Genomic DNA, 14711 nt, shown 5'->3' with positions numbered 1-14711 from the left:
GATTACTCACTTTCCTCCACTTGACTCTGAGCAGTCGCTAAAATTGCTCCTGGAATTCGGAATGGTGAACATGATACATAATCAATTGGTAAGTGATTGAAATAATGAATAGATTTTGCATCTCCACCTAATTCACCACATACACCAATCTTAATATTTTCGTTCACTTTCTTTGCCTGTTTAACTGCCATTTCAATTAGTTTTCCAACGCCATCTTCATCTAATGTTTGGAACGGGTCAAGTTTCAATATATTTCTTTCAGTATACACATTTATAAACTTCCCTGCATCATCTCTAGAAAAACCAAATGACAATTGTGTTAAATCGTTCGTACCAAAGCTGAAGAAATCACAATATTTTGCTAATTCGTCTGAAATAAGACATGCACGAGGCGTTTCGATCATTGTTCCCATTGAGTAATCTACGCTTTCTTGATGTTGTTTTTCTAATTGATCAATAGTCTTAACAAGGTTTTCTTTTAAAGTAGTAAATTCTTCGACTGTAGACACTAACGGAATCATAATTTCTGGTTTACACTGAATGCCTTCTTCTTTTAATTTAAATACACTTTCAATAATCGCTTCTACTTGCATTTCATATAACTCAGGGTATGTGATGGCTAAACGACAACCACGATGTCCAAGCATTGGATTCACTTCGTTTAAATCCACAATGCGTTTATCTAATGTTTCCTTTGAAATATTTAATTGCTTCGCAACATTCGCAATATCCTCTTCAGAATGTGGTAAGAACTCATGCAATGGCGGATCAAGTAAACGTACTATTGTAGGATGTTCACCTGATAATTTAAAAATTTCTTTAAAGTCTTCTACTTGATATTGTTTAATATGATTAAGTGCTTCGAGACGGTCTTCACGAGAGGATGATAAGATGAAACGTCTCATCTCTACTAGTCGCTCAGCCCCAAAGAACATATGCTCTGTACGTACTAATCCGATGCCTTTAGCACCAAATTGGTAACCCACTTTAATATCTTGAGGTGTTTCTGCATTCATACGTACTTTTAAACGAGCTGTCTTTTCTGACCACTCCATAAATTGATTGAATGACTCGCTATGCTCAGCATTGACTGTTTTAATCTCACCTAAATAAATGTCACCTTCTGAACCATCAACTGAAACCATATCTCCTTCATGTAGTGTTTGATTGCCATAGTATACCGTCTTAGCACTCGTATTAATTTCTAAATCAGAACATCCTGTCACACAACATTTACCCATTCCACGAGCTACAACTGCTGCATGAGACGTCATGCCACCATGTGTGGTTACAATCGCTTCACTTGCAATCATACCTTCAATATCTTCAGGAGACGTTTCTGGTCTCATCAAGATCACTTTTTTACCTTGATCTGATTGTGCTTTCGCCTCTTCAGCAGTAAATACAATTTGACCTGTTGCAGCACCTGGACTCGCAGGTAATCCCATTTTAGATACAACTGTTGCTTCTTTTAATGAAGACTCATCGAAATTAGGATGCAACAGTTGATCAATTGATTTTACTTCAACTTTTTTCATTGCTTCTTTTTTAGTAATAATACCTTCATTCACTAAATCTACAGCAATTTGAATAGCTGCACGTGCTGTACGTTTACCATTACGAGTTTGGAGTAAATATAATTGTCCATTTTCAATTGTAAATTCAATATCTTGCATATCTTTATAGTGTTTTTCTAATTGTTTTGTCACATCTACAAATGCTTGATGAACCTCTGGCATTTGATCATGTAATGTTGAGATATCTTTAGGTGTACGAATACCAGCAACAACATCTTCTCCTTGTGCATTAAGTAAATATTCACCAAATAATTTATTTTCGCCAGTCACTGGATTACGCGTAAAAGCAACACCTGTTCCACTATTATCTCCACTATTACCGAAAACCATTTCTTGGATATTTACTGCTGTGCCGATGTCATGTGGAATATCATTTAAATCTCGGTAAATACGAGCACGATCATTATCCCAAGATTTAAATACAGCTTCTATAGCTTCTTCCAGTTGTTTCAAAGGCTCTTGTGGGAAAGGTTTATGTACTTCTTCTACATATATTTCCTTAAAGCGCTTACAAATTTCTTTTAAACCCTCTGCACTAATGGCAGCGTCATTCTCAAAATGATGTTGTTTTTTATACTGTTCGAAATATGTATCAAATGCTTGCATAGGTACACTATATACGACTTCACCAAACATTTGTAATAAACGACGATAACAGTCATAAGCAAAACGTTTATCCCCAGTTTTTTTAGCTAATTTTTCTACATTCTCATCATTTAAGCCCAAGTTTAATATTGTATCCATCATTCCTGGCATAGAAATTTTTGCACCACTTCTTACAGAAACAAGTAATAAATTAGTATCAGAAGAGAATATTTTTCCGGTTCTCTCTGAAAATGAAGCCAAGTGATCAATTAATTCTGTTTTGATGTCAGTAGATAATGACTTACCTTGTTTTAAATACTCAATACATGCTGTTGTGGTAATGGTGAAACCATCTGGTACAGGTAAACCTAAGCGTTTCATTTCAGATAGATTAGCTCCTTTACCTCCCAATACATCTCTCATTGATTTTTGTCCTTCATCAAACGCATAAATATATTTAGTCATTATAAATCACCTCAAATTTTTATTATGTCATACTAATTATTTAAAAGTATGTCATAATAACACGTGAAATACAATTAAAATTATCTTTATTTTTAATTTTTCTAAATATAGACAAATTTTCAATATTCATGTTATCTGATACATCAGTATTCTCATCATAAAAAAACACTGATAAATTAGTGACATACTAATTTATCAGTGTGGTGAATATGATTATTTATTTTGAGCGTTGTTATATTTTGTGCGTTCAGCATCGCGTAATTCAACACGACGAATTTTGCCAGAGTTTGTTTTTGGTAAATCTTCTACAAATTCAATCGCACGTGGATATTTATATGGTGCGACTACTTTTTTAGAGAAAGTTTGTAACTCTTTCACTAAATCATCACTTGGTTTATAGCCCTCTTTTAAAATAATAAATGCTTTAACAATATTGCCACGAATTGGATGTGGACTTGCTACAACTGCACATTCTTTTACCGCTTCATGATTTGTGAGTGCATCTTCAACTTCGAAAGGTCCAATAGTATAACCAGAACTAATAATAATATCGTCACGGCGACCTTCAAACCAGAAATAGCCATCTTCGTCGATATGTGCTAAATCTCCAGTAATGTAATAATCTCCTGCATGTGCCTCTTTTGTACGTTTCTCATCTTTAAAGTAACCTTTAAATAATCCAGGGAAATCAAGTGGTAATGCTATATTACCTTTTACATTTGTATCCACTTTGTTTCCATCATCATCAACAACTGCTACACGACTACCCGGAATAGCTTTACCCATAGAACCAGGACGTGGTTCTGTATCTTTTAAGAAACCAATTAGTAACGTACTTTCTGTTTGTCCATATCCGTCACGCACTGTTAAATTAAAATGTTTACGGAATTGTTCAACTACTTCTCTATTTAATGGTTCCCCTGCAGATACTGCACTGTGTAAATGATCTAAATTGTATTGATCTAAGTTATCTAATTTTGCCATCATACGGTATTCTGTTGGTGTACAGCAAAGCACATTAATTTTAAAGTTTTGTAATAGTGATAAATAACGGGAAGGATTAAATTTACCATTATACACAAATGCTGTCGCTCCTGATCCCATAATAGATAGGAATGGACTCCATACCCATTTTTGCCAACCAGGTGCAGCTGTTGCCCACACTAAGTCATCTTCTTTTATAGCTAACCAATGTTCAGGTGCCATTTTCATATGAGCATATCCCCAACCATGAGAATGTGTAACAGCTTTTGGATTACCTGTAGTTCCAGAAGTGTAAGATAAAATAGCAACATCATCTCTTGTTGTATTGGCTATGTCTAATTTATCACTTTGCTTTGCTTTTTCATCTTCAATACTAATCCAATTCTCTTGATTTCCGTTAATCACAAATTTTGTTAATTCGTTATATTCTTCAATATCTCTAAATTCTTCTATAAAATCAGCTAATACAATAACTGCATTAATTTCTCCATGCGTAATACGATATTGTAAATCCTTTGTTCTTAACATTTCAGAACTTGGGATAATTGCAATACCTAATTTTAATGCTGCAATATAAAGTTCATACGTGATGATAGCACGTGGCATCATGATTAACACTTTATCGCCTTTTTTTAGTCCATGGTTTAATAATACATGTCCTACTTTATTAGCGTTTTTAATTAATTCAGAGTATGTAACACTAATGGGTTCTTCTACACCGTTTTCATAAATAATTGCTTGTTTACTTTGATTTGAAGCATGTTTTTCTATTTCAGATACAATATTATATGTCTCTGGTGCTAATAAATTTAAATGATTCATTACTTTATTTTCCTTCCAATTTTTAAGTTTTCATCGTTCATAAAATCACACATCTTAATTTCACGCAATCCTATGCGGTATTTGTTTTAAATATAAAAAAGATTAAGTTTCTATACCAGTATATTACTTTTTTAGAAACTTAATCTTTGAATATTAAATATATTATCTATATCAACATTCGTTTCTAAATTAGCAAGTTCTATTCTTACATTATAAGATAAATCGCGATTAACTATTTTATTATCGACACCTTGTTTAGTGCCTCTTTTTTTATGCGTTTTATCATAAGCGGCTGAACTTTGCCAATCATAGAACGATTGTCGATCTTTCCATAACGTCAAAATAATATAATGACGATGCTTAGTTTGAGGACGTAAAAAACGTAAAGCTTTGAATCCTGGCACATCTTGTAAATATTTAGTGCGCTCTAAAAATTTAGATTCAAATTGAGGTTCATTACCTTCATTAACAAACAAGTGATTCAAAACACATATTGAATCGTTTGTTAACTCGTTTATTGACTCAAGTACTGTATATAATTGAATATCATTATTTTTTTCGATAGACATAGTCTGTTCTTCTTTTTCTTCTATTACATATGTTTTATAACTATCAGTTAAAGTCATTTCTTAGTTCCTTCATTTCTTAACTAGCTTTAAGCTATCATTTTTAATTCTGCTATTCATCTCTATCTTCCTTCATATAATGAAAGGGAACGTTTAACAATTTCTAAGAATTCATGATCCAACATCGACGTCTTAGAAAAGTAATCAAGTATATTTTCAGCAAGATATTCATGTTTTGGAAAATTTTGGTCTTGATTTATCCATGATGCAAGTTCACCTAATGGGGTCTTATCATCAATAAATCCTTGCATAAAATCATAAAAACTCATCAACTCACCCCAATATCTAAATATAGGATAATACTATCATGACAAATTCTTTAATACTAGAGTATACACTTGACTTCTACTTTAAAAATGTAGAATTATTGCTTAAATATATATTTTGACTGCTTATTCAATAGTTAAATAGTTTAATACTACTGCACCTACTGCTTCTGCTGCAACTAACATACTTGACTCATCAATCGTAAATTTAGGATGATGATGTGGATATGCTTTACCCTCTCTCGGTTTTGCTCCAGAATATATAAAAGTACTTGGCAATGTTTTAGCATAAAAAGCGAAGTCTTCAGATGGCGGTTGAGGTTCGCATACTTCTATGCCTTTAACATCAGCTAATTTTGCTTGGTTAATGGTTTCTGCAACATATTCAGTAAAGTCAAGATCATTATACAATGCAGGATAATCTTTACTAAATGTAAATTCACAATTTACACCAAATGTTTCTTCCAAACCATGAACCATTTGTTTTAAAGCCGTTTCAATACGATCGCGTGTAGCATCTGTCAAAGCGCGAACGTCACCTTCAATGGTTATTTTATCTTTAATCACATTAAATTGACCTTTACCATCAAATGATCCAATTGTGACGACACCCGTTTCAAAGGGATTAAGGCGACGTGAGACCACTGTTTGAGCGGTAGTAACGAAATTAGCTCCCGCTACAATCGCATCATTTGAAGTATGCGGAGAAGAACCATGTCCTCCTTCACCTTTTACAATTAATTTAAAGTAAGAACGTCCTGTTTGAACGTTACCCTTATGATAATAGACTTTACCAGGAGCCATATTAGTCATCACATGGGTGCCTAAAACATGATCAACGCCATCCAATACGCCATCTTCAATCATACCTTTAGCTCCACCAGGTGGCATTTCTTCAGCGGGTTGATGAATAACAATTACTTTGCCACTGAACTGAGATTTCATTTCTATCAATGTTTCTGCCAAAATAAGCATATATGCTGTATGTGCATCATGTCCACACGCATGCATGACTCCCTCGTTTTTAGAAGCAAATGATAAACCAGTATCTTCTTGAATGGGAAGCGCATCAAAATCTGCTCGAATAGCAATCGTTTTCCCAGGTTTACCACTATCTATCGTTACTTTTACACCATTTTGTCCTATATTTGTTTCTACCTTACACTCTTTATCTTTATAAAAATTAGCAATATATTTGGGTGTCTCAGTTTCATGAAATGATAACTCAGGATATTCATGTAAATGTCTTCGAATCTCGATCATACGCTTTTCCTTATCTTGTAAACGTTGCACTAAATCTTTAATCATTTCATATCACTCCTTCTCTGTCATTCATTATATGCCTTTACGTATTAAAAATGTTGTAGAAGGGGATATTTAAAATAAAAAGGTTAGAATCATCTTTGATTCCAACCCTTATTTCATATAACTATCTTATTAATGTTTATAGTATGGATCGAATTCCATTGCTCCAGCATTCTCGTCACTAACACCATGTTTATAGTAATCAACATATTGTGGTTCTAATGGTTTTTTACCACGAATGATATCAGCTGCTTTTTCAGCGAGCATTAAAACTGGTGCATGAATATTACCATTAGTAGTGCGAGGCATAGCAGATGCATCAACAACACGTAAATTTTCCATGCCATGTACTTTCATACTTAATGGATCTACAACTGCCATCGGATCTGACGCTGGCCCCATTTTAGCACTACAAGAAGGATGTAAAGCAGTTTCGCCATCTTTACGTACCCAATCAAGAATTTCTTCATCTGTTTGTACAGATGGTCCTGGTGAGATTTCACCACCATTATATGGATCCATCGCAGGTTGAGATAAAATATTACGTGCTACTCGAATTGCTTCAACCCATTCTTGTTTATCTTCTTTTGTTGATAAATAATTGAATACAATACTTGGTTTTTCAAATGGATCTTTTGATTTAATTTTTAAACTACCACGTGAATTTGAATACATAGGACCAACATGTACCTGATATCCATGCGCCACTGGTGCTTTTTGACCATCATATCTTACAGCAATTGGTAAGAAATGGAACATTAAATTTGGATATGCAACTTGATTGTTAGATCTAACAAAAGCACCACCTTCAAAGTGGTTTGAAGCTGCTGCACCTTTACGTGCAAATATCCATTGTAATCCAATCCAAGGCATACGTTTTACATCTAAGCTTGGTTGTAGTGAAACAGGCTGCTTACATTTATGTTGAATATATACTTCTAAATGATCTTCGAAGTTTTCTCCAACACCAGGTAAGTGCATGCGTGGTTCTATACCTTTAGATTTTAAGAATTCAGAATCACCGATACCAGACAATTGCAACAACTGAGGTGTATTAAATGCACCACCTGAAAGAATTACTTCACCAGCATTCACAGTATGAAGTTTACCATTACGTTTAAACGTTACACCTGTAGCTTTCTTACCTTCAAAATGTATTTTAGTAACAAATGCACGTGTTTTAACTGTTAAATTTTTACGCTTCATTGCAGGACGTAAATAGGCACGTGAAGCTGAAACACGACGGCCATTATGTACTTGACTATCAAATGGACCAAAGCCTTCTTGTCTATATCCATTGACGTCGTTTGTTTTATGATAACCTGCTTCAACACCTGCATCGAAGAATGATTTAAATAATGGATTTGTGGCTGGTCCACGTTTTAATTTAATCGGACCGTCATGTCCTCTATATTTATCATATGGTGCAGCTCCAAATGTTTTTTCTAGTTTTTTAAAATAAGGTAAACAATGTGCAAAGTCCCAAGTTTCCATTCCTTCTGGTTCAGCCCAGCCTTCATAATCCATTGGATTACCACGTTGATAAATCATACCATTAATTGAACTTGAACCACCTAATACTTTACCTCGAGCATGGTCTACCTTACGTCCCATATGCGGTTCTTCTTCAGTTTGGTATCTCCAATCGTAAAATGGATTTCCTGAAGGAAACATCAATGCTGCAGGCATTTGTATAAATAAATCCCATGGATAATCACTACGTCCTGCTTCTAGTACAAGTACTTCTTTATTTTTATCTTCTGACAAACGATTTCCCAATACTGATCCAGCGCTTCCTCCGCCAATAATTACGTAATCATATGATTGATTTTTACTCATATATTGTCGTCCTCCTATAAAAATATAAATCTTCTATTTAAATACAATTTAGTTTGATTTGATACGTCTTTATTCTTCAAAATAAATGGACCGTAAAATAATACGTCTACGGTCCTTTATAGTTAAATTGTAAAAGTTATTTACTAAAGAAATTTACAGGTTCTGGATTTCTATTTGTAAGAATATGTTTAGAGATTAAGTATTCTTCTAATCCTTCTTTACCTAACTCACGTCCAATACCAGATTGTTTATAACCACCCCATGGCGCTTGAGCGAAGTAAGGATGGAAGTCATTAATCCAAACTGTGCCTAGTTTTAATTTATTAGCTACACGTTGTGCTTTTCCTATATCTTTAGAAAATACTGCACCTGCTAAACCATAAATTGAATCATTTGCGAGTGCAATCGCTTCTTCTTCATTATCGAACCCTTCTACTGTAACAACAGGGCCAAATACTTCTTCTTGAACAATTCTCATATGAGTATCGCAATTAGTGATTACAGTTGGTTCAAAGAATAAACCTTCTTTTAAATCTTCATCGTCTGGACGTTTCCCACCGATAGCAATTGTTGCACCATCATCTTTAGCAACTTTCATATATTTTTCAATTTTATCTCTATGTTCTGGAGAAATCACTGGACCCATTTCTGTGTCACTATCAAATCCATTACCTAATTTAATTTTTCCAACACGTTCAATTAAAGCTTTTTCAAATTTTTCTTTTATATTGTTATGAACTAAAATTCTTGAACCTGCTGAACAAACTTGACCTGCATGGAAATATCCGCCATTTAATGCTTGATCTACAGCTAATTCAAAATCAGCATCATCAAAAATAATATTTGGATTCTTTCCGCCAAGCTCTAATGCAATATTAGTTACATGATTTGCAGCATTCTTCATAATGTGTTTACCAGTTTCAATTCCACCTGTAAATGATACTAAATCAACTTCTTTATGACCTGATAATGTATCTCCTACTTCTTCACCACTACTTAATATTAGGTTGATAACCCCTTTAGGGAATCCAACCTCTTCCATTAATTCAAATACACGAATTGTTGTTAATGGTGTAATTTCACTTGGTTTCATTACTAATGAGCAACCAGTTGCTAATGCAGGTGCAATTTTCCATGAAGCTTGTAATAATGGATAATTCCAAGGCGTAATTTGTGTAACTACACCTACAGGTTCTTTAACAAGTTTACTTTCAGTGTTAGGTATTGGAGAATCAATAATTTCTCCTCCGTCTTTATCCGCCAAACCTGCAAAATAATTAAACACATTTGCAATATCATCCATATCTGCATAAGATTCCTCTAATGTCTTACCAGTATCTAGTGTTTCTAATTTGGCTAATTCATCACGATTTTCTGTAATTTTATCAGCAATTGCTCTTACTTTTTTACCTCTGACTTCACTTGTTTCTTGTGACCACTCACCATTTTCAAATGAACGACGTGCTGCTAAAATAGCTTGCTCAGCATCTTCCTTAGTACCTTCAGTAACAGTGAAAATCACTTCTTGATTATATGGATTAATAATATCTCTAGTATTTTTGTTAGCGCTCTCTACCCATTCACCATCGATATATTGGCGATTAGACAATGCTTTTACAAGTTCCATCATACTACCTCCGTTAAGTTTGTTAAATTTTTATTTAACGAATTTTACAAAAGTAGCTTATCATATTTTTTACGTCATTGCAAAAAGCATCTTTATATATTTTTTTATATTATTTTAAATATTATGGAAATTAAAATTGACTTTTGAAACTCATAAGAAAAAATCATATAATGAGTGAGAATGTAAAATTTGTGTTAATATTTCACATCTTATGAAGATCAAAATAAGTGAGGTGCAATATGAGCAATTCTAATAATATCAATCAAAAAATAGAGGAAGCGAAAGATTTAGTTATCAACTCAATTGGTGAAACAATGGATTTATATGGTACAAACCGTAGTGTTGGTAATCTTTACGGTACGATGGTTTTTGAAGGCAGTATGACGCTTGATGAAATGCGTGAACATTTACAAATGAGCAAACCTAGTATGAGTGCTGGTGTAAAAAAATTGCAAGAATACGATATCGTTAAGCAACAATTTACCCGTGGCAGTCGCAAACAACATTTTATAGCCGAGAAAGATTTCTTTAATTTTTTTCGAAACTTTTTCACACAAAAATGGGAACGTGAAGTCGATACAAATTTAGAAGCAACGAAAAAAGCAGAAAACATTCTTCAAAACATAATACAAACTAATAATTTAAGTGGAGAAGAAAAAGAAAAAATAGATCGTATACAATCCCAACTGAACCACACAAAATTATATTGTAAATGGTTAGAAAATTTAAGCTCTGCGATTGAATCTGGAGACATTTTCGAACATTATCCTATACCAAAAGAAGAAGAGTTATAACTTAATTCATTATCAATATTATTCAAAAGAGGCTGGGACATAATTCCTAACAAAATAGCCAGTAAATGAGTTTATTATAAATTCATTTACTGGCTTCTTTATTTACAATACTACGTATTGTTGGCTCGCTTTCTTAGGGGACAGCTTCAGCCTGTAGTCTTCAGCTTGTCCTGTTCCCTCAAGAGTCTCGCCAAAATACTTTGTATTTATATGTAATTTTACATTGAAATACTTTAAAAAAATAAGGCCCTTTCGTATAATTTAATAAATATCACTAAACTAAATTAACGAGGTGCCTTATGTATAAAGATTATAACATGACTCAACTTACTCTACCATTGGAAACTTCAGTTCTTATCCCCACAAATGATATGTCACGACATGTCAATGATATTGTAGAAACAATTCCTAAAACTGAATTCGATGAATTCAGACATCATCGTGGTGCAACCTCATACCATCCAAAAATGATGTTAAAAGTCATTCTATATGCCTACACACAATCTGTGTTTTCAGGTCGTAAGATAGAAAAATTACTTAATGATAGCATCCGGATGATGTGGCTATCACAAAATCAAAAGCCTTCTTATAAAACGATTAATCGATTTAGAGTCAATCCAAAAGTAGATGCTTTATTAGAATCATTATTTATTCAATTTCATAGTCAGTGTTTGAAACAACATCTTATAGATGATCAGGCCATTTTTATTGATGGTACGAAAGTTGAGGCGAATGCCAATCGATATACATTTGTATGGAAAAAGAGTATTCAAAACCATGAGACAAAAATGAATGAAGATTCTAAAGCACTCTATCATGAATTGATAACAAATAAAATCATACCTGAGATTAAAAAAGATCACGATAATGACTTAACAAAGGAAGAAATAGATTTGATTGGTAGTCATTTGGATAAAGAAATCGAAGATTTAAATCAACATATCGATAATGAAAAATGTACTAAAATAAGAAAACAAATACGGCTCAAAAGAACTAAAATTAAACAATACAAAAAGCAAATTAATGATTACTCTGGGCGAAAGCATAAATACGACGTCCAAAAATCTATTTTAAAGGATAGAAATAGTTATTCTAAAACAGATCATGATGCCACATTTATGAGAATGAAAGAAGATCATATGAAAAATGGACAACTCAAGCCAGGTTATAATTTACAAATAGCGACAAATTCTCAATTCGTTTTATCTTATAATGTGTATCAAAATCCGACTGATACAAGAACGATGATACCATTTTTAAATTTAATTCAAGAGACCTACGGTCATTTACCTGAATATATTGTAGCTGATGCAGGTTATGGTAGCGAACCCAATTATATGGCAATTATAGATGATTTTAATCGAATACCACTTATAACCTACGGTATGTTTATAAAAGATAAAACTAAAAAATATAAAAGCGACATCTTTAACACTCAAAATTGGGATTATGACGAAATTAACGATGAATATATTTGTCCAAACAATAAGCGATTGGGTTTTAAAAGATATGCCTATCGCCATGATAAATATGGGTTTAAGAGAGACTTCAAATTATATGAATGTGATGATTGTTCAGAATGTCCTCTGAGACACCAGTGCATGAAATACAATTCAAAAACGAATAAAAAAATAATGAAAAATTATAATTGGGAATATTTTAAAGCCCAAATTAATAAAAAGCTTTCAGAACCAAAAATAAAAACCATCTACAGTCAAAGAAAAATTGATGTGGAGCCTGTTTTTGGATTTATGAAGGCTATTTTGGGTTTCACTCGAATGTCCGTTCGAGGGATAAATAAAGCCAAAAGAGAACTAGGATTTGTGCTAATGGCACTTAATATAAGAAAAGTAACAGCTCAACGAGCTGAAAATAATCAAAAAAATTATAAAAAAGACAATTTCTATATTATTTCAATAGAAATTGTCTTTTTTCACTTATCTAGATACTTTATGTCCCGGACTCTTTTAAATGTACTATCATTTTTTACATTATAAATTATCGTCTTCAGGGTCTGATTTAACTTGAACAATACGAAGTGAACGGCGCTCTACTTCTTTTAGTTTATCTGCTCTTGTTTCCAGTTTAATCCGATCTTTATTAAGTGTGATAATAAAGGATATCATCATAAACGTAAATATAAATAGAAGGGGTACACTTGCTAATAATGAAGCAGTCTTTAATACTTCAAGAGCTCGTTCTCCACCAACTAACATAAGGGAGAAAGGTAATAGACATAAAGCAAAAGCCCAGAATAAACGATTAGCTTTTAATGGTTCCCCTATTACCTTCTTCTGAGAAGCAGCCGCTAAAATATAAGAACCTGAATCAAATGTCGTTGCTAAGAATAAAAATGCAGATATTAAGAACAACACTATAATTAAAGAACCAAATGGCAATTGATGCATAACTTCTATAATTGTTGCTTCAGTACTATGTTTATTTAAAAAATCAACCACATTAAACTGTCCACTAATTTGTAAATAAACAGCATAATTACCAAAAATTCCAAAGAATAAGACACATCCCAATGTACCATAAGCAATTGTTCCTAATATGACTTCTTTGAGACGACGACCTTTTGAAATTCGAGCAATAAATAAACCAATAAATGGTGCATATACAAGCCACCATGACCAATAAAATATAGTCCAATCTTGAGGGAAATTTGTTTCATTACGGTTTCTAATTCCACCAAATGGCTCCATCCAAGTTGCCATATGGAAGAAATCTCGCATCATATTCCCAAAACCAGTTAAAGTTGTTTCCATAATAAAGATTGTTGGACCTACAATAAATACAAATGCAAGTAATAAGAATGATAACCATACGTTAATATCACTTAATTTTTGTATTCCTTTTTTCAAACCAGTATAAGAACTAATTGCAAAAATGACTGTGATTGTGAAAAGTATAATTGAGCGAATAACCATATTGTCTCCATCTATACCTGTTAATCGTTCAATTCCAGAAGAAATTAATGGCACACCTAATGCTAAAGAGGTTGCCGCTCCTCCTAATAGTCCAAATATAAATAAGATATCTACTAATTTACCTAAAAACTTATCAGTTTGTCCTTTCAATACTGGACGACAGGCTTGACTAATTTTATATACTGGTTGTTTCTTTACAAATACTAAATAGCCAATAGGCAAAGCTGGTAATACATAAATCGCCCATGCAATAGGTCCCCAATGGAACATACCATATTGCGTTGCATATGTAAGAGCCTCATCAGTCATTCCTTTAGCACCATTTGGAGGTACCTGATAATAGAAGGCCCATTCGATAACACCCCAATAAAGAATATCTGAACCAATACCTGCACAAAATAGCATTGCAGCCCAACTAAAATTATTGAATTCAGGTTTATCACTTGCTTTTCCTAAAGTCACATTACCATATCGGCCGAAAGCAATATAGAGTACAAAGGATAAAACGACTAAACCTATAAATAAGTAAACAGATCCTATCGAGTTAGAAATAGCACTATTTATATCAGTAATAACTTTCTCACTTGCACTTGGAAAGACCATCATAGGTATAACTGCTGAAAGCAAGACAATAACAGTACCTATAAAGGTGGGCCAATCCATTATTTTTTCTTTTTTCAACTAAGATCCTCCTTTGAATATTATATGTACGACTTATATTTTATTTACGTGAATGATTCACATGATGACAATATCTAAAATTAAATAAAAATGCAAATTACATTCATAAAATTATTTTAGAAAACTGAATATTTATATATTTTATTCCATTGAAACTATCGAAAAAAATTAACTATATCAACATTGTTAAATTAAAAATAAACGTTT

General features: G+C 32.9%; 10 protein-coding genes. 2 read left to right on the top strand and 8 right to left on the bottom strand.

Annotated features, from left to right (window positions below; genetic code table 11):
* Positions 1–2: 2 nt before the first annotated feature.
* From ppdK to betB, 7 genes are all read right to left on the bottom strand, one after another.
* Positions 3–2627 (bottom strand): pyruvate, phosphate dikinase, encoded by a 2625-nt coding sequence (gene ppdK / locus NSU06_RS01520; protein WP_017175437.1) that lies wholly within the window; start codon positions 2625–2627, stop codon positions 3–5.
* Positions 2628–2840: 213 nt separating this feature from the next.
* Positions 2841–4433, bottom strand: a complete 1593-nt coding sequence (gene mbcS, locus NSU06_RS01515; RefSeq protein WP_017175438.1) for an acyl-CoA synthetase MbcS — start codon at positions 4431–4433, stop codon at positions 2841–2843.
* A gap of 131 nt (positions 4434–4564) precedes the next feature.
* Positions 4565–5059, bottom strand: a complete 495-nt coding sequence (locus NSU06_RS01510) for an antibiotic biosynthesis monooxygenase family protein (RefSeq protein WP_048680459.1) — start codon at positions 5057–5059, stop codon at positions 4565–4567.
* 62 nt (positions 5060–5121) lie between these two features.
* Positions 5122–5328, bottom strand: a complete 207-nt coding sequence (locus NSU06_RS01505; protein ID WP_017175440.1) for a YozE family protein — start codon at positions 5326–5328, stop codon at positions 5122–5124.
* A gap of 123 nt (positions 5329–5451) precedes the next feature.
* Entirely contained in the window at positions 5452–6633 is a 1182-nt protein-coding gene (locus NSU06_RS01500; RefSeq protein ID WP_037541498.1) for an amidohydrolase, read from the bottom strand.
* 129 nt (positions 6634–6762) lie between these two features.
* Complete coding sequence (gene betA, locus NSU06_RS01495; protein ID WP_049419640.1) at positions 6763–8469, bottom strand: choline dehydrogenase; 1707 nt, start codon at positions 8467–8469, stop codon at positions 6763–6765.
* Positions 8470–8605: 136 nt separating this feature from the next.
* Positions 8606–10096 carry a betaine-aldehyde dehydrogenase gene (gene betB, locus NSU06_RS01490; RefSeq protein WP_049419641.1) on the bottom strand — a complete coding sequence of 497 codons (1491 nt, stop codon included), beginning with the start codon at positions 10094–10096 and terminating at the stop codon, positions 8606–8608.
* A 239-nt stretch (positions 10097–10335) separates the two neighbouring features.
* Here betB and cudC point away from each other — a divergent pair, with 239 nt between their 5' ends.
* Both cudC and NSU06_RS01480 read left to right on the top strand, forming a co-directional pair.
* On the top strand, positions 10336–10890 hold the full coding sequence (gene cudC, locus NSU06_RS01485) for a choline uptake/conversion transcriptional regulator CudC (RefSeq protein ID WP_017175444.1): 555 nt from the start codon (positions 10336–10338) through the stop codon (positions 10888–10890).
* Positions 10891–11189: 299 nt separating this feature from the next.
* Positions 11190–12887, top strand: a complete 1698-nt coding sequence (locus NSU06_RS01480; RefSeq protein WP_172473517.1) for an IS1182 family transposase — start codon at positions 11190–11192, stop codon at positions 12885–12887.
* On the opposite strand, the gene NSU06_RS01475 is transcribed toward NSU06_RS01480, so the two are convergent.
* The gene (locus NSU06_RS01475) at positions 12882–14504 is read right to left on the bottom strand and encodes a BCCT family transporter (RefSeq protein ID WP_048762292.1); all 1623 of its coding nucleotides are present in this window, start codon (positions 14502–14504) and stop codon (positions 12882–12884) included. The two genes, NSU06_RS01480 and NSU06_RS01475, sit on opposite strands and share 6 nt — an antisense overlap.
* Positions 14505–14711 lie beyond the last annotated feature (207 nt).

Source organism: Staphylococcus sp. FSL W8-1270 (genome assembly GCF_038007165.1).
In the GTDB taxonomy this organism is placed as follows: Bacteria; Bacillota; Bacilli; order Staphylococcales; family Staphylococcaceae; genus Staphylococcus; species Staphylococcus hominis.
Note: the sequence above shows the minus strand (reverse complement) of the source record. Positions and strands in the feature narration are given on the sequence as shown.

Excerpts from the sequence above, each read along its gene's own strand:
- mbcS (WP_017175438.1), bottom strand. The coding sequence starts at position 4,433 with ATGAATCATTTAAATTTATTAGCACCAGAGACATATAATATTGTATCT.
- NSU06_RS01510 (WP_048680459.1), bottom strand. The coding sequence starts at position 5,059 with ATGACTTTAACTGATAGTTATAAAACATATGTAATAGAAGAAAAAGAA.
- ppdK (WP_017175437.1), bottom strand. The coding sequence starts at position 2,627 with ATGACTAAATATATTTATGCGTTTGATGAAGGACAAAAATCAATGAGA.
- betB (WP_049419641.1), bottom strand. The coding sequence starts at position 10,096 with ATGGAACTTGTAAAAGCATTGTCTAATCGCCAATATATCGATGGTGAA.
- betA (WP_049419640.1), bottom strand. The coding sequence starts at position 8,469 with ATGAGTAAAAATCAATCATATGATTACGTAATTATTGGCGGAGGAAGC.
- NSU06_RS01480 (WP_172473517.1), top strand. The coding sequence starts at position 11,190 with ATGTATAAAGATTATAACATGACTCAACTTACTCTACCATTGGAAACT.
- cudC (WP_017175444.1), top strand. The coding sequence starts at position 10,336 with ATGAGCAATTCTAATAATATCAATCAAAAAATAGAGGAAGCGAAAGAT.
- NSU06_RS01500 (WP_037541498.1), bottom strand. The coding sequence starts at position 6,633 with ATGATTAAAGATTTAGTGCAACGTTTACAAGATAAGGAAAAGCGTATG.
- NSU06_RS01505 (WP_017175440.1), bottom strand. The coding sequence starts at position 5,328 with ATGAGTTTTTATGATTTTATGCAAGGATTTATTGATGATAAGACCCCA.